Below are 16,970 nucleotides of genomic sequence, written 5' to 3' on the forward strand. Positions count from 1 at the left end.
ATCTATTGCATTTGATAGCACTGTTTCAATTTGATGTAGTCGTAGTAAAAACTTGTTGGTGTGTAACGTGCATAATTACATGCAGACTTAAATAACGTCTCTTTTTCGTTATAAAGCATCTTCACTAAAGTATTACCTTGTTTATTTTGGTAAATATCCCACTGTACATTGGCTGCCATAGGTGAAACTACTTCACCACGCCATGTACTTGTTGAATAGGTATAAGTTTGGCGTAGTGGTAAAGGCTGCATCATATTATGCAGATCTAAACTGGTCGCTAGAGGAATAATAATTTCAGCATGAGCAAAACGTAAAACTACTTTATATGGTTGGGCTTTATTTACAACTGCATCAACTTGTTGAAATAAATCTTGTTTGAGTCCTTGTGCAATTTCACTGGTAACTTGGTTTGACTCTGTGAAACTTGGACCTTTTTCATAAAAATCATTGGAATCATTAAATTCAGCATAAAATTTTGCGGCGTCTAAAGGCATATATTTATCAAAATCAACACCTTTTAACTCATCTTTCATGCCACCAGAAATAGAATAAAGTTCATAAATATAAGCCGCAGCATCTACTGCACTAGCAATGGTATTTTTACCCTTACCCTTTTCTGTAATTTGTTCGCCTTTAGGTGAAGTTACTGTAAAAGCCCCATTATTGCTAAAACTATAACCTGTTGTACCAAGTTTTTTAATAAAGTCTGCTTTAAAAATTGGAGTGAGTACGGTCTGAGCAGTTTTTTCTGCCTGAGGATTTTTTGATAAATCACTTAACTTTTGAGCTAAATCTTTATTGTTTGCTTCAAAATATTGATAGGTCTGGCTTGCATCATAAATTTTCTGTTGGGTAGCACTTAGTGGTTGAGTTAAGTCTTCAGTCGCATTTAAGCTATGAAAGTAAAGTTTAAAACGATCAACACCATCATCTAAAATACTTGGAACACTTGTACTCGATAAACTGGTATAAGACGTTGGTACAATCTTATCTTTCAAGAGGGGTTGTTGTTTAATAAGTTCAGCAGTGAAGAATTTAGCACTATCCACCGCACGATCTACCCCAGAACTTTGTACCAATATAGATGCTTGAGAGTTTACAAGTGTTGGTAAACGTTGTAATAGGCGATCGGCAATGCCACGGTGTTCTAAAATACCAGTCATGGTTTCATTTCCGTAACCATATTGGCGAATACCTTCAACACCATAACCTAACAGGATATTGGCTTTCATCATTGCTTCTAAGTCAGTACCTAACTGCTCACCTAACGGCGTTAAAGCATTTTCTGCTTTTGCCTGTTTCCATAAGTTATAAAGTGCTAAATCATATTTAAGACTTGAGAGTCCTCGTGAACCATGACGTGCCACTAGCTCTGTAAAAACTGGTTGGAACCCATTGGGTGCTTGTTCATAGCTTTTTAGATCTTGTTGCGGTTGATAAGGTGTTTTGGTTTGATAATATTTCGATGAGTTTGTAGATGGTGTAGTTTGAACTTCTTGATCATCATTGTTATTGCAAGCCGCAAGCAATAATGAGGCGGTAAGTACAGTCGTTTTAAATAAAATATTCATAAGTTAGATAGGCTATTAATACGAAATGCCCCTAGCTTAGTTTTTAGCAATTACAGTTCTATTAAACGGACTTAAATATCTTTATAAAAATAATAACTTACAATTGTATAAAAATATAAAACCACTATTTCAAGATAAAAGTTAATTGTTCTTCTTCTTCAAAAAATTCGAATGAGTATAATTTTCCAAGTTCTGCCTGCATTTTTAGCAAGTCATCTAAAGGCTGTTGCCGTGCTAAGCAAGACAATAACTTAATCACGCCTCCATGCGTAACAACCAATGCACGTTGCCAGTTTTGTTTTCGCATCTCTAAGAGTAAATCTTGAAAGCCTTTCAAAATCCTCGTTTGAAATTGTATTAAGGTTTCTGCCTGTGGTGGACAATATTGACTCGGTTTTTGCCAAAAGTTTGCCAGTAATTCTGGTGAAGTTTCATAAATTTGCTGAGTTGATACACCCTCCCACTCACCAAAATACATTTCCTTTAAGTCATGGTTTAAAAGCAAAGGGAGTTCTGCTGTTTTGGCAAGTTGCTCAGCAAAACAAGCACATCGTTTTAATGCAGAACTTACAATGACATCCCATGTCTGGTCTCTAACTTGTTCAATGGTTGACTGCATTTGCTGCCAACCTTTTGCTGTTAACTCATCATCCAAATGCCCACGTAGAGTATGGCTATACTGACTTTCGCCATGTCTGAGTAAATCGATTCTAAACTTACCCAATTTTATCCCCGCTTACAGCAGCTTGGGCAAAGGTAGCCATTTGATTATGTAATACACATGCCATTTTAACTAATGCCAATGCAGCACCAGCACCACTACCTTCACCTAAACGCAAGTTCATTTTTAAAATCGGGTCAGCATTGAGTTCCTGTAAAATACGTTGGTGGCCGTATTCAGCCGATTGATGACCGAACAACATCCAGTCACGTACTTTAGGGTTCATCCGCACGGCGCATAAAGCGGCTACAGAACTAATAAAACCATCCACAATAATAGGTAAACCTACTTGTGCGCATCGAATATAAGCACCGGTAATTGCGGCAATTTCCAAACCACCGACGGCGCATAATGTTTTGAAGACATCACCAACGACATGTTTATGATGAAGTTCTATTGCTTTCTCAATTACTTCAATTTTATGTCTTAACTGATCGGCACCTATTCCTGTCCCTACTCCAGTCAATTGCTCGGCAGTATCATTTAGTAAAAGACAAGCTAAGGCAGAAGTAGAACAGGTATTCCCGATTCCCATTTCACCTGCAATATAAATATCTGCGCCGTCGGCTTTAGCTGTATCTACACTCTTTTTTCCCAACTCTAAAGCAGCACGACATTCATCAGCACTCATTGCGGCTTGTTTAGCAAAATTTGCAGTCCCAGCACGAATACAGTGACGTTCAACACCTGCGTATTCATATGCTTCGCCCACTGTGCCACAGTCAATCACTTGTAAATGAGCTTCATGATATTTAGCAAGTACACTAATTGCTGCGCCACCCGTCGTGAAGTTTTGCAACATTTGACGGGTAACAGCTTGAGGATATGCAGAGATATTTTCTTCAACTACGCCATGATCACCGGCAAAAATTGTAATCCATGGATGGTTAACATGAGGATGTGCATTTGATTGTAAACTAGCAAGTGTAATTGCAATCTGCTCTAAATCACCTAAAGCACCTGTAGGTTTGGTGAGCTGGAGTTGATGTTGTTCAGCTTGTTGCTTTGCGTCTAGATTAGGTTGCTTTACAGATTCTAACCACCAGTTCATTTTACTTCTCACCTTTTAAAATCATTGGAAAACCAGCCACACAAAACACAACTTTATCTGCAATTTGCCCTAAAGCTTGATGTAATCTTCCTGCTTCATCGACAAAACGGCGACTAATCTCGCCGAGTGGTACAACCCCAAGCCCTGTTTCATTACTTACTAAAATAATTTCTGACTCAAGTGTAGGTAAAACTTTTAATAGTTGCTCACATTCAAATTGTTGAATATTTTGATCATCTAACAGTAACAAATTGGTTAACCAAAGCGTTAAACAATCTACCAAAATAATTTGATTAGGTTGATCAATTTTTTTCAGAGCATTTCCTAAAAATAATGGTTCCTCAACCAATGCCCAGTGAACAGGTCGCTGATTTTGATGATGTGCAATTCGACTTTGCATTTCTGGATCAAGTGCTTGCGCCGTCGCCACATAAGTCACAGGTAATTGTGTAGATATTGCCGTTTGTTCAGCGAGTCGACTTTTGCCAGAGCGAGCACCACCTAAAATCAATTGCAACATGAATCACCTAAAAACAAATGCTGATACGAAAACAGCTTACCTTGTAAAGTTTGAGCTTCATAAAAACCAAACGTTAAATGCTCAACTTTCAGTTCAAATTCAGCGTTTTTGTATTGTACAGGTAATTGAGAAATTTTTTGCAAAATCAAATCACTACTACAGATGTTTTTATATAAGCCTAAGGTGATATGGGGATAGTAATCTAAAGTAGCAATTTCATTAGAAACTATGCCTAATTTTTGGCGTATGTGAGATAAAACATTATCGTTATCTTGGATTTCTACAAATAAAGCACTACTAAAACTATCAACTGAACCAATTTTTAATCGAAATGGTGAAATATTTTCTTTTTTTAAAATTTCTCTTTGTTTTGAGAAATCATGGAAACTAAAGTCATCACTATAAACACGAGGTTCATGGGTTAAAAATCCACATATAAATAATGTGACATGATATTGACGGTTATTCGGTTCTAATAAAAATTCTGAAAAATGTGTACGTAAGACATCTAGATAATCAACTAATTTCTGATCATTAATCTCTAGATACCACAAAGCATAATTTTGACGTCCTAGGTGCCATTCCTGATAATCCCGTATAGTCGTTGGCACCATGAACGTCGTAGGTTTTAGCAGCACAGTTTTAATTCAAAGTCACTTAAGTTTTGTATTAAAACATGTTTGCCTTTCAATTGTAGAGTGTTAAATCATTAAATGCCTTCAAACATATTGGGTAGCTGTCGTTCTGGCTTTGTTAGTTTTCATATCCAAAAGCTGTTGGTCTTGTTCAGAAAACAAATATTGAATGTGTTGGACCAAATCAACTTCAAGCTGTCTTTTCTGAGTCATATTCAGATCTAATTTTAGAATTTGTTGCTGTAGATGCTGAATAGCAGCATTATCATCAATTTCTAAAAATTGAATCGCATACGCATAACCTAGAGCAGTACCTTTTAATAAATTTTTATAAGGTAAATCATGACCTATGTTCATTTCAATTGATGCCATGACACGTTCATTATAGTTGAGTTTGCGTAATGGATCTCGAGCTACTCGTTGACACGGATCTTTAAATGCGTATTCACAAGAGTCTAGAAAACTTTGAGCCATTCGGTTCAGATCTTTTGCATAGTTAGGTAATACAATTGCAAGCCCCTGTTTTACTTCTGTAATTAAGTTTTCTGCAAATGCTTTTACTGAATGATCACCCATAGCAATCCCAATAGATTCATAACCCATTAAAGATGCATACCAAGCAAGCATCGCATGCACGCCGTTCCATAGGCGGTTTTTAATAAGTTGAATATCTGTAATTTGTTCAACCAATACAACCTGACGTAGCTTTTCAAGTAAAGGACTGCCTTTTTCAACATAAATTGGCATATCCGTTTCACTGTGGAATAAGATTAAATCCATACTTTGTAAGATATGACCAGGTTGGAAATTACGACGCATATTTTCAACATAAACCGAGGCGTTGTTTTGCTGATCTGTAGTCAGTTTATTGCAGTCTTCAATTTCAATTTGATCTTCTTGTTCAAAATCTTCTAAATGCTGTTCAAGGAAATTATGCTTAATACGAAGTTGACGATATAAATTCTGATTAGAAAGTTTTGAAACCATTCGGTTTACTACAGTGTCACAAAAGTAATGCTCTTTTAAAATATGCTCAGTCACATCCTCATCATTCGTTAACTCTAATAGAGCTTCACGAAGATGCTTCATCACTAAATATTTAGCACCCACTTTATTTAAAATAATTAAAAAAGTTAGCGGTTCTATACATGTTTCAAGTGGCGAGTTAAAACGGGCGTATAGTCCTTTGGCTATCATTTTTGATTCAGCTTCAATCGCTTGCTCTGGCAAACAAAGTGCAATCAAACTTGAATGAGTATACATCTCTAACATTTGTTGCTCATTGTCAGAGTCGACAATCGTCATATTCTCAATACGTTCATCATAAGAAAATTGTCCATAGCGAATACTATAGGTTCCAAACGCATTTACGGCCTCGCGAAAAAGACTATTACGAGTTGAAGCAATTATTTTTCTTGGTTTTGTATATCCATCCCAATGTGACAATATTTGAGCTATATATCCCCCACCAATAGCACCGAAGCCATGTATACCAACCGTAAGTTGATTCAGGCTCTGTGGAAAAGGTTCTTGTATTTCCGGCATATCCATAATAGGAATGAACTGGTCAAGATCGCTTAAAAAGTCATACATCTGATCGTAATAAAAATCTGCTTTTTCGAGCATTTCATCATTTGGCTCTTTAATATCCTTTAATAAAATCGTTAGACCCTCAGATGTGTAAGCTGAGGTTAAACCATTTTCAGAATCTTCAAACATTAAACATTGCTTAGTGTTTAAATTAAGTTGGCTTGCTGCTTTTAAAAATATTTCAGGATGAGGTTTTCCCTGTTCTACTTCATCACCACAAGTAATCACATCAAAGAACTTATAAACATTGGCATTTATTAAATATTCTTCGGCAATTGCTCTACGACTTGAAGTGGCTACAGCCATTCTTAAACCAGATTTTCTTAAACGTTCAAGAACTTGAACTAATCCCTTTTTAATAGGCACGCCGTGTTTACGAATATGCTCAAGCTCCATCTCATCAGCTCTTTTTCTTATTTCTTTATACGGAACATCTACCCCATATAAACGTTGTGCTAGTTTTTCTGCTGTTGTCGCACTTAAACCCAAACATTGCATTAAATATTCGTGTGAAAACTCCTGCCCAATCAGCTCTTGAGATGCTTGTTGCAATGTTTGAAACCGTAAGCGCTCAGTGTCAAACATTGTCCCATCCATATCAAAGATAGCTCCATGAACAGGTTTTCCATGAAAAATAAGCACGTTTTTACCTCTTTTTTTGATCATGTTTTATTCAGGGTATACAAAAAATTGATTAAAAAGGCAGGATGATAATAAATGAAACATTACTGGTTATTTTTTAATCAAAAATATAAGTAATCTGTTACTGAGAGAACTTAAAAACTCTAAAAGGTTGAATAATGAAAATAATTCTGAAACCGAGTTCTAATGCAAAGATAGCAAGCTATCCTTGCTTGCTATCTTTACTTGTTCTTTTTATTGCGCTGATCATGTTTATTTTTCTTAGGTCCATTTACTGCTAAACAAACCTGCATTGTTTTTATTATGTCTTGCAGGTCTACCAATACCAGAAATTTATCTAACTCTTGTTATCTTCTGGTAGAACCAAACTCCATATAATAATGATAATCATTTTCATTTAATAAGTCAATTTGATATTGCCCTTATTTTAATCAATCAAGGATATCTGCAAATTGCGCCGTCAATATTTGCGCCAGATCATTCGGATTTAGACCAATATCTAATCCTCTTTTTCCCCCACTTACATAAATTTTGCCAAGTTCTTGTGCAGAAGCATCTATCACAGTTTTCAAACGTTTCTTTTGTCCTAATGGACTAATTCCACCCACTAAGTACCCTGTTAAACGTTCTGCATCTTTTGGATTTGCCATTTGTAGTTTTTTACAGCCAACCGCCGTAGCCACCTTTTTTAAATTGAGTTGATGATTAACAGGTATAATTGCGACAAAATAATTTTTTTCATCAGTTACAAGTAGCGTTTTAAAAACTTCATTTACATCAAGATTTAATTTTTCGGCAGCTTCTAAACCGAAACTTTTAGCATTTGCATCATGTTCATATTCATGAATAGAAAATTCGATTTTATTACTTTTTAACAGTCTACATGCAGGTGTCATAGGATTTTAGATTTTAATGAAATGGGATTGATTATATTTATTTTAGAGAAAAGTTTAAAATTTGCTTAGGCTATTTACGTCATTTACATGAAAAATCAAACAGACACTGAACAAAAAACAATCTGAACTTGATATTGAGTAGATGACTCCAATATATTTAATTGAGATTTAAAGTCTGAACTGGCAAATTTATGAGTTACAAACACAATAATCTGATGGCAATGCGTCACCGTTTTTGGGATGAATCTTCAGATCATGTATTAAATGAAAAGCAATTTTTACAGCAGACCTTAATCGAACAAGGTATTTTTAATAATGCCACTTTTGAGGATGTTAAGTATTTTTTCTATACACTACCGAGCATCGTTATTGTAAAGGCCCATGCTCTTGGTTTTATGCATGATTCTGTCAAGCAAATGGTTATTCAACATATTCAAGCTAATCGTATCCACTTAATGCAAAAAGCTGAATTAAAAATTCAGTTTAAAATGTAAGTTAATGATTAATATTTAATGGCTTTTTAATCTAGTTCCTCTTTCTGGAGAAATTGTATTTTAATTTTTATTATATTGCTTAGGCTATTTTAGAAAATTAAGATATAAAATGATACTTTCAACTCACCATTCAGTCTGAGGGAACTATTTTAATACGTTCAAAACATGTAATATTCGTTACAATTTTAGATCACCAGCGTTTGGCTGCATGATGCGCATAGGATTCTATTTTCATGTCAAATCAGAACGATAAGCTTAAGAGTTTAAAAACTTCTTCCATGGATCGACGCTTATCAATCGCGAAAGCTTCTTTACTGGCAGGAACACGTTGGGCTACTGCAAGTGCCTCTACCCTTTTTTCTAGTGAAGAAGAAAAAGAGAAGAAGCGTAAAAAGGCAATGAGCGAACAAGCTAATTATCTTGTTTCTGAAATTGGCAAACTTAAAGGTTCTATTGTTAAGATTGGCCAAATGATGGCTCTTTATGGTGAACATTTTTTACCAGAAGAAATTACTCAGGCGTTAAATACCTTAAACAACCAAACGGTTGCTTTAGACTGGCCTGCGATTAAGCCACATTTACAAGAACAACTTGGTTCTAAGTTAAACGATTTAACCATTGATCATGAACCTATTGGTACAGCGTCTCTTGCACAAGTTCATCGCGCAATCCGCAAATCAGATGGATTAGAGTTAGTTTTAAAAATTCAATACCCTGGTGTAGCGAGTGCAATTGACTCAGACATGAGTCTATTTAAAAACATGCTTAAGCTTACACGTATGGTTCCTCAGACACGTGAGTTTGATCAGTGGTTTGATGAAGTACGTGAAATGATGCATCGTGAAGTCAATTATGATGTAGAAGCAGCAACCACTCGCCGCTTTGGTGAGCGCTTAAAAGATGATGAGCGCTATATTGTCCCTACAATTGTAGATGATTACTGCACAGATCAAGTCTTATGTATGACGTTTGAACGCGGCGTACCTATTAATAGTCCTGTTATGCTTTCTCTTCCACAAGAACGCCGTAATCAACTTGGTGAAGCGTCATTAGAGATTGCAGTTCGTGAGATTTTTGAGTGGGGTGAAATGCAAACTGACCCTAACTTTGGTAACTACCTAGTTCGTTTAGGTAATGGCCAAGATGTTCAGGACAAAATCGTACTATTAGACTTCGGCGCGATTCGTCAGTTCGATGAACACTTACTCTCAGTTGCACGTAATCTCATACAAGCGGGTTATCAGCATGATAAACATGCGATGGTCCAAGCAATGACTGGATATGAGTTTTTCGATGCAATGCCTGAAAGTATTAAACCTGGCATGGCAGATGTATTTTTACTTGCGACAGAAGCATTCAGCACACCTGCAAATAATCCAGATATGCCAGCCGGCCTGATGGATGAACATGAACGTTATGACTGGAAAAAAAGCCAGTTACATAGTCGTGTTATGCAGCAGGCAAGTAAATCAATGGCATCCCGATATTTCTCTGTCCCTCCAAAAGAGTTTATGTTTATTAGCCGTAAGTTTATTGGTGCATATACATTCATGACTGTAATTGATGCCAAAACAAATGTACGTCGTATGATTCGTAACTTTGCTTAATTTGATCACGACTAGAATGGCTCAATGTCATTCTAGTCAATGCAAACAAAATTATTATTTTTAAGAACTAATTTTTATTTATAAAATCAAAAACATAAAATCAAGTCTATTTTATTTTTACCATTTATCTACTCTTTTTTTGAATGTCAGTAACGACATAGTTTTTTCTTATACTGCGTGTCAGCATAAACCAATAACAATGTGTTAGGACACCATAATCATGACAAATATGATCAATAAAGCCCAAGGGTTGGGTTTATCGCTGATCACAAAATTAGCTGGAAGCGATGTACTTGATCAACTCAAACTACGTAAATTTCTTGAAAAGTCTCTTTATCAAGGTTCAAAAGCTGGCTTTAGAGCATTAAGCCAAACTCAAAAAGCATTTAAACCTAAACAAATTCCACAACAACGACTACCTCAGCAAAAGAAAAACCTATTTGATTTAAGCCTAACTGAAGAACAACAAATGACTTCTGAAGCAATGTCTCAATTTGCTAAAGAAGTTTTACTAGCATTAGCTCATGATGCCGATCAAGCAGCACAATTTCCAGAAAACCTTTGGCAATATGTTGAAGATTTAGGGCTAAATTATTACGCCCTACCAGAAGCACTAGGTGGCGTTGCTGCTGAACAAAATATTGTAAGCAACTTACTCATCGCTGAAAAACTAGCTGAAGGTGATTTTAGTCTTACAGCAGGATTACTCAGTACCTTTAGCGTTATTAATGCAATCACACGTTGGGGATCTGCCGAGGTTCAGTCAATGTATCTGCCATGTTTTGCTGAAGACTCAGACATTACAGCAACCTTTGCAGTACAAGAAGCAACTCCAGCATTCAACCCTTATGTTTTAAAAACAAAAGCTTCTCTTGAAAATGATCAATTTTACATTGATGGTGAAAAAACCTTAGTCATTTTAGGTGATTTGGCTGATGTGTTATTGGTGAGTGCTGACTTTAATGGCAAGCCAGATGTATTTGTAGTGCAAGTGGGTGACACTATTTCTATTAAGAACACTCCGGCAATGGGCCTCAAAGCAACAGAGACAGCTACTTTAAAATTTAGCCACACACCTGCTCTACGACTAGGCACAACAGATTTTGATTACACAGCCTTTGTAGATTTGGGCAACTTGATGTGGTGTGCAATGGCTGTAGGTACATGTGAAGCTGTAAAAGCCTGTTGTATTAAATATGCCAATGAGCGAACTGCTTTCGGAGAACCAATTTCACATCGTCAAAGTGTCGCATTCATGATTGCAGACATGGCAATTGAGATTGATGCTATGCGTATGCTGATTTTAAATGCAGCAAGTCTTGCTGAAGCAGGTAAATCTTTCCATCGTGAAGCATATTTAGCTCGTCTTCTTTGCGCAGAAAAATCCATGAAAATAGGAACAGATGGCGTACAAATTTTGGGTGGTCATGGCTTCACAAAAGAACACCCAGTTGAACGTTGGTACCGTGATTTACGTGCGACCGCAATTTTACATTCTGGCTTACATGCTTAAGATCAATCTGAGGACATTTCCATGAATTTACAAAATCCAAAAAAATTCAAAATGATGATTGATCAAGCACATGATGTTGCGATCAATGTATTACGCCCTATTTCCCGTAAATACGATAAAGCAGAACATGCTTATCCCAAAGAGCTTGATATGCTTGCCTCACTCATCGACGGTATGAACGAAGGTGGCGAAGGAATTAATGCAGGTGCAGCTGGTGCAAGCAAACGAGGTGAAACAAATAATGAAGGTGTCCGTAACGGCACCAACATGTCGACAGCACTAGGTATCATTGAAATGTGTTATGGCGATACTGGGCTATTACTCAGTATGCCACGCCAAGGTTTAGGAAATTCTGCCATCGCAGCGGTTGCAAATGATGAGCAATTAGAACGTTTTAAAGGTACTTGGGCTGCAATGGCGATTACTGAACCCGGCTGTGGTTCAGACTCTGCTGCTATCCGTACTACAGCAACTAAAGATGGTAATGACTACATTTTAAATGGTGAAAAGATTTTCGTAACCTCTGGTGAACGTGCAGACTCTGTGGTTGTCTGGGCTACACTCGACCGAAAACTTGGACGTGCAGCCATCAAATCATTTGTAGTGCCTAAAGGCACGCCTGGAATGAAGGTGGAGCGCCTTGAACATAAATTGGGAATTAAAGCTTCTGATACGGCAGTTATTAGTTTTACTGACTGCCGTGTGCCAGCCGAAAATCTTTTAGGTAATGCCGAAGTCGATGTGGCTAAAGGTTTCGCAGGTGTAATGGAAACTTTTGATAATACACGCCCGTTAGTCGCTGCTATGGCCATTGGCTGTGCTAAAGCTTCATTAGAACGTATTAAAGAAATTTTTAAAGATCAGTTGGACCCAAATTACTCAACGCCATATTTGCAAACATCCAATCTTGCGGCACAAATTTACCGTATGGAGGCCGAATGGGAAGCAGCACGGTTACTCATGTTGAAAGCAACATGGATGGCTGACAACAAGAAACCAAACTCAAAAGAAGCTTCCATCGCCAAGGCAAAAGCAGGCCGTGTAGGTAATGAAATTACTTTGAAGTGTGTCGAGTTAGCAGCAAGTGTTGGCTATAACGAAGATGAATTACTTGAGAAATGGGCACGTGATTCAAAAATTCTTGATATTTTTGAAGGAACTCAACAAATTCAACAGCTTATTATTGCTCGACGTGAGCTTGGTAAATCGTCAAGCGAATTAAAATAAGAACGTTGTAAGGGAGTTTTAACTTCCTTGCTGCTTAGTACTACTCTATCTACAAAATAAAAACCCTCTAATCACATGATTAGAGGGTTTGGTATTTCAGGAATATATTTTTATTTATTTATTTATTTAACTGGCGTAACTTCTAATGACTTATCAACTACACCGAATTTTTTAAAGATTTTTGCACGACGTTTTGGTGAAATATTTGCTTTATTTAAATCACCTTTGTAGTGATCAAATACACGCTTGTCCATCATTTTAAACCACAGTGAAGGAATTAATGCTGGTAGCAACATACTTGCATAACCACTTGGTAACTCAGGTGCTTCATCAAAATGGCGAAGCGCTTGAAATGGACGAGTCGGATAAGCATGGTGATCTGAGTGACGCTGTAACTGATATAAGAACAAGTTTGTCACTACGTTGTTATTATTCCAGCTATGCTCTGGCATTGTGCGTTCATACTGACCATTTTCTTTTTTCTGGCGTAGCAAACCATAATGCTCAATATAGTTAATAATTTCAAATAAGCTAATACCGTAAAATGCTTGCGTCGCTAAATACGGAATCGTACCTTTACCAAAAAGTCCAATCATCGAACTATGAAAAGCAGCAGTCATACCCCAGCCTTGCAGTAATTCATTATCGAGTGACCAAAACTCTTTACCTTTACGTTTTAATCGGTTTTTCTCAATTTCAATTGCTGACTTGAAAGAACCAATAACTGTACGCGGCCAGAATTCATAGAATGTTTCACCCATACGTGAAGATGCAGGGTCTTCAGGCGTTGCCGCACGCTTATGATGGCCATATGGATGCTCAATACGGAAATGGTTGTAACCTGTAGGCACCAAAGCAAGATGAGATAAAATATGGTCAATACGATCATGTTTATGGCTTAGTTCATGAGCAGTATTAATCGCAATACCATTGATTGCACCCATTGAAATACCAAGTAAAATTTTATCTATAAAAGAAGTAGTTTTACGGCTTGTTAAATAACATGCATAAACGTTTGCTGCATATTGTAATGGGATAAAGCTCTTCACCAAACGTGAATAATACGGATCTTTTTCTAGAAGTTTAATTTCTTCATCAGTTGGATTACGTGCATCTTTACCAATAATCGTATCAATTGCAGGAATCACAACATGTAATAAAAGTGGACCACCTAAAGCAAATACTTTCTTTAATGGGCGTGGACCAAAATGGTAACCAGCTAAAATACCTAAACCAATTACAGGTAAAGCCGGACTAATCATCCATAAATAGCGCTTACGATCTATCTCACGCATAGACGCTGGCACTGGCATAAGTTCTTGCTGAACATTTACTGGTGCATTCATAGTCATATTTCCTTTTTCTATATATCTATATAGTTAAAGAAATACCATTTGCTTAACAGTTGTAACCGTCCAAAAAACCTATTTCAAAGTCTTTGGCATTTTCTTCCACTTTTTTGTCCTAAAAACACATGTTGATCTATTCTTACAGCTCACTATAATTTTATTAAAATAATGATTGATCGCGTAAATATGGATGCACTAAGTAAATTTTTTGATGATATCCACTTAAATAAGTCAGAATATATCTATATCAAAGCACAAAATGAATGGGCTTTTAAAACACAAGATCAATCTGCTTTACTTGCTTATATCGTTTTAACCGGTTCTGTATATATTCAAATAAATGCTTCAGAAAAAATAACAGCTAAGGCTGGAGATATTATTTTAATTCCCTCTGGAAAAGCTCACCATGCTACAGACTCAAAAGCGACTGCAAGTAAACTTGTAGATCCTGTCGATATTACTCCGTTATTTAACGGACATCGACAAGACCCGATTGAGCTCGGTTCAGCAGCATCTGAAAATACATTACTGCTCTGTTTACGCTGTCAAGTTGATACGCATATGGCAGGACCACTTATTAATACATTACCACCTATCATGCATATTCAACGAGAGAACAAAACCACTCCTCCTGAATGGTTGCAAATAGGACTTTATTTTTTAGCAGTCGAAACACAAAAAATTCAACCTGGGCATGACAAGATTATCGATCATTTAGTGAGTATTCTTTTAATTGAATGTATTCGTGATCATATTCAACAAATGTCAGATCAGCAAAACTGGTTAGGTGCCTTAACTCACCCTGAGTTGAGTAATGCTCTATCAGCAATTCATAGTCAACCTGAAGCAAGCTGGACTGTCGAATCATTAGCTGAACAATGTTGCATGTCACGATCTAAGTTTGCCAATCTTTTTAATAGTATTATTGGTGAACCTCCTCTTACATATTTACAGCATTATCGCTTTCGTTTAGCGAGCCAATATCTTCGTACAAGCAATTTATCAATTCAACAAATTTCAAATAAAGTCGGTTATTCTTCAGAAACAGCGTTTAGTCAGGCATTTAAAAGAGTATTTGATTTATCGCCTAAACAATATAGACAAAACTATATTGGGAGTAGTCTAGATCAGTAATAAAAAAAGCGCCGAAGCGCTTTTTTTATTACATAAGTTTTATTTGATTTTAGCGTGTGACTTTAAGTATTCGCTGTAATCTTCAAGGATTTGCTGCCCACGAGACTGGCGATAAAGCTGCTGTAATTGCTTTAACTGGTCGGCTGGCATAGCATTTACTGCAGCTGAATTTACATTAGATACAGCAACAACGACTAACTCATTTGGCAAGTTTGCTGTTGTAACAGACCACATACCAGGTTTTGGCGTAGGAACACTAAATGCTGCACGCTCAATTGCACGTTTCAAACCTTGTGAGCGAGCAAATACACCTGCAGATTCAAAAGGTACCTTATTTTTTGCAACAACCTGTTCAGCTGGCTGAGTTTTGAATTCAGTCAACATTGTAGCAATTTTTGCTTGAGCCGCTTTACGTGCTTTTTCATCAATTACTTTAGCTTTCGCTTCATTCATCGCTTGAGCAATTGGTTTAACACCAGCAGCATGATAGTCACGTACTTTAATCCAAACTGTATCGCCATTCGCTAATTGAATATTTGATGAAGCATTACGATCACCATTTTTCACATCATCGTTAAACAACTTAATTTTTACGTTTGGATCACTTAACTGCGGGTTTTGAGTAGCTAAAGTTACACCATTTAAAGATTCAATTTTTGTACCTTTTACTTGTTGTACAACTGCATCTAAAGAATCATTACCAACAATCGTTTCATTCAAACTATTAACGGTATCTGAATAAACAGTAGCAACTTTATTCTTTTCAACTTCTGCAGTTAAGCGTGCCTTCTCAGCATCAAATGAAGGAATTTGAGTCGCTGGGGTTTCTGCTTCAATAATGTGGTAACCATATTGTGTTTTTACTGGCTGTGAAACTTGACCATTTTTCAAACTTAAAACAGTTTTATCAAATGCATCAGAGAAAATACCAGGTGCATATGCTTCAACTAAGCCGCCTTTCGCTTTCGAAGTTGGATCTTCTGAAAACTGGGCTGCTGCTTGAGCAAATGAAAGACCACCTTGGATCTTTGCGTATACATCTTTAGCAAGCTTTTGGGCTGCTGCATCATCACGACCATCAGTCGTAATAAGAATATGTTTAACAACACGTTTAGCATCTTTTTGCTGAGTTTCTACAAACTTCGCATAGGCTTGCTTAAGCTCAGCATCTGTTGCTGGTGCAGGCTTCGCCATTAAAGATGGAGATAAAACAACATAATCCACATCAACTGAAGCAGGCTGTTTAAACTCATTCTGATGTTTGTTGTAATAGTCAGTAGCTTCTTGATTCGATACAGTTAAGCCAGTTTTATAACTGTCTAACTTGATACTAGCCAAATGTAATGTACGTTGTTCTGTTTGCAAATTCGCAATTTGCATTAAATCAACTTTACTTACTAAAGAATAATCTGAGAAAGTTGAAGTCAACATTTTTAAAGCGTGATCTTGACGCAAGCTCGCAATTAAAGCTTGGCTTGTCATACCAATCGAGCGCAAATAATTTTCATATAATTTTTGTGAAAACTGGCCATTTTCTTGCAAACTTGGCTGTTGAGCCAACATTTGCTCGATTTGAGCATCACTTAAAGAGATACCGAGTTTTTCAGCTTGCTGAATAAGTAAATTACGAGATACCAATATATCAAGTGCTTTCGCTTGAATTACCGGTAAATTAAGTAAACTTTCATCACCCTTTACAGCAGCTAAATATTGTTCTTTATACCTTTGCGTTAAAGTTTCAAGGTCTTTTTTTGATATGTCCTGTCCATTGACAGTTTTTGCGACATCTGCCTTGTTTCCCCTATTAAAATATCCATTAATACCTACAAGCGCTAAAGGGGTCAAAAACAAAATTAAAAGGACTTTGCCTAGCCAACCCTTAATGACTGTACGAAAAGATTCCATAAGTATTCCAATATTTTATTTCGAGGAGAATTTTAACTGAAAAACCACAATGAATGAATGAGCAATATTGGTCAATTCAGATTTTTAATAAAAAACGCGCCTATATTGGCGCGTT

General features: G+C 36.6%; 14 protein-coding genes. 5 read left to right on the forward strand and 9 right to left on the reverse strand.

The annotated features are described in order from the left end of the window. Positions 1 to 2: 2 nt before the first annotated feature. From I8T81_RS10385 to ybaK, 7 genes are all read right to left on the reverse strand, one after another. On the reverse strand, positions 3 to 1,571 hold the full coding sequence (locus I8T81_RS10385; protein ID WP_198071082.1) for a histidine-type phosphatase: 1,569 nt from the start codon (positions 1,569 to 1,571) through the stop codon (positions 3 to 5). 124 nt (positions 1,572 to 1,695) lie between these two features. Beyond that, the gene (locus I8T81_RS10390; RefSeq protein ID WP_198071084.1) at positions 1,696 to 2,295 is read right to left on the reverse strand and encodes a histidine phosphatase family protein; all 600 of its coding nucleotides are present in this window, start codon (positions 2,293 to 2,295) and stop codon (positions 1,696 to 1,698) included. Beyond that, positions 2,288 to 3,343 carry a nicotinate-nucleotide--dimethylbenzimidazole phosphoribosyltransferase gene (cobT, locus tag I8T81_RS10395; protein ID WP_198071085.1) on the reverse strand — a complete coding sequence of 352 codons (1,056 nt, stop codon included), beginning with the start codon at positions 3,341 to 3,343 and terminating at the stop codon, positions 2,288 to 2,290. The genes I8T81_RS10390 and cobT overlap by 8 nt, the downstream gene beginning before the upstream one ends. Position 3,344: 1 nt before the next feature. Further along, the gene (cobU, locus tag I8T81_RS10400; RefSeq protein ID WP_198071087.1) at positions 3,345 to 3,863 is read right to left on the reverse strand and encodes a bifunctional adenosylcobinamide kinase/adenosylcobinamide-phosphate guanylyltransferase; all 519 of its coding nucleotides are present in this window, start codon (positions 3,861 to 3,863) and stop codon (positions 3,345 to 3,347) included. Continuing rightward, positions 3,851 to 4,477 carry a 2'-5' RNA ligase family protein gene (locus tag I8T81_RS10405; protein ID WP_198072765.1) on the reverse strand — a complete coding sequence of 209 codons (627 nt, stop codon included), beginning with the start codon at positions 4,475 to 4,477 and terminating at the stop codon, positions 3,851 to 3,853. The genes cobU and I8T81_RS10405 overlap by 13 nt, the downstream gene beginning before the upstream one ends. 105 nt (positions 4,478 to 4,582) lie before the next feature. Next, entirely contained in the window at positions 4,583 to 6,730 is a 2,148-nt protein-coding gene (gene mtlD / locus I8T81_RS10410; protein WP_198071088.1) for a bifunctional mannitol-1-phosphate dehydrogenase/phosphatase, read from the reverse strand. A gap of 431 nt (positions 6,731 to 7,161) precedes the next feature. Further along, the gene (gene ybaK, locus I8T81_RS10415; protein ID WP_019459037.1) at positions 7,162 to 7,626 is read right to left on the reverse strand and encodes a Cys-tRNA(Pro) deacylase; all 465 of its coding nucleotides are present in this window, start codon (positions 7,624 to 7,626) and stop codon (positions 7,162 to 7,164) included. 191 nt (positions 7,627 to 7,817) lie between these two features. Here ybaK and I8T81_RS10420 point away from each other — a divergent pair, with 191 nt between their 5' ends. From I8T81_RS10420 to I8T81_RS10435, 4 genes are all read left to right on the forward strand, one after another. Then, a complete protein-coding gene (locus I8T81_RS10420; RefSeq protein ID WP_004701894.1) occupies positions 7,818 to 8,120 on the forward strand; it encodes a hypothetical protein in 303 nt (100 codons plus the stop codon). 233 nt (positions 8,121 to 8,353) lie between these two features. Next, a complete protein-coding gene (locus I8T81_RS10425; RefSeq protein ID WP_077163992.1) occupies positions 8,354 to 9,727 on the forward strand; it encodes an ABC1 kinase family protein in 1,374 nt (457 codons plus the stop codon). Positions 9,728 to 9,956: 229 nt separating this feature from the next. Further along, positions 9,957 to 11,240 (forward strand): acyl-CoA dehydrogenase family protein, encoded by a 1,284-nt coding sequence (locus I8T81_RS10430; RefSeq protein ID WP_198072766.1) that lies wholly within the window; start codon positions 9,957 to 9,959, stop codon positions 11,238 to 11,240. Positions 11,241 to 11,261: 21 nt separating this feature from the next. Further along, the gene (locus tag I8T81_RS10435; protein ID WP_198071090.1) at positions 11,262 to 12,467 is read left to right on the forward strand and encodes an acyl-CoA dehydrogenase family protein; all 1,206 of its coding nucleotides are present in this window, start codon (positions 11,262 to 11,264) and stop codon (positions 12,465 to 12,467) included. Between the two features lie 122 nt (positions 12,468 to 12,589). Here I8T81_RS10435 and I8T81_RS10440 read toward each other — a convergent pair whose 3' ends face one another. Then, on the reverse strand, positions 12,590 to 13,813 hold the full coding sequence (locus I8T81_RS10440) for an alkane 1-monooxygenase (protein ID WP_019459032.1): 1,224 nt from the start codon (positions 13,811 to 13,813) through the stop codon (positions 12,590 to 12,592). 189 nt (positions 13,814 to 14,002) lie between these two features. Here I8T81_RS10440 and I8T81_RS10445 point away from each other — a divergent pair, with 189 nt between their 5' ends. Further along, positions 14,003 to 14,950 (forward strand): AraC family transcriptional regulator, encoded by a 948-nt coding sequence (locus I8T81_RS10445; protein WP_429764839.1) that lies wholly within the window; start codon positions 14,003 to 14,005, stop codon positions 14,948 to 14,950. Positions 14,951 to 14,989: 39 nt separating this feature from the next. Here the strand turns inward: I8T81_RS10445 and I8T81_RS10450 are convergent, their stop codons facing one another. Further along, positions 14,990 to 16,855, reverse strand: coding sequence for a SurA N-terminal domain-containing protein (locus I8T81_RS10450; protein ID WP_198071094.1), 1,866 nt, complete (start codon positions 16,853 to 16,855; stop codon positions 14,990 to 14,992). Positions 16,856 to 16,970 lie beyond the last annotated feature (115 nt).

The organism is Acinetobacter seifertii, assembly GCF_016064815.1.
In the GTDB taxonomy this organism is placed as follows: domain Bacteria; phylum Pseudomonadota; class Gammaproteobacteria; order Pseudomonadales; family Moraxellaceae; genus Acinetobacter; species Acinetobacter seifertii.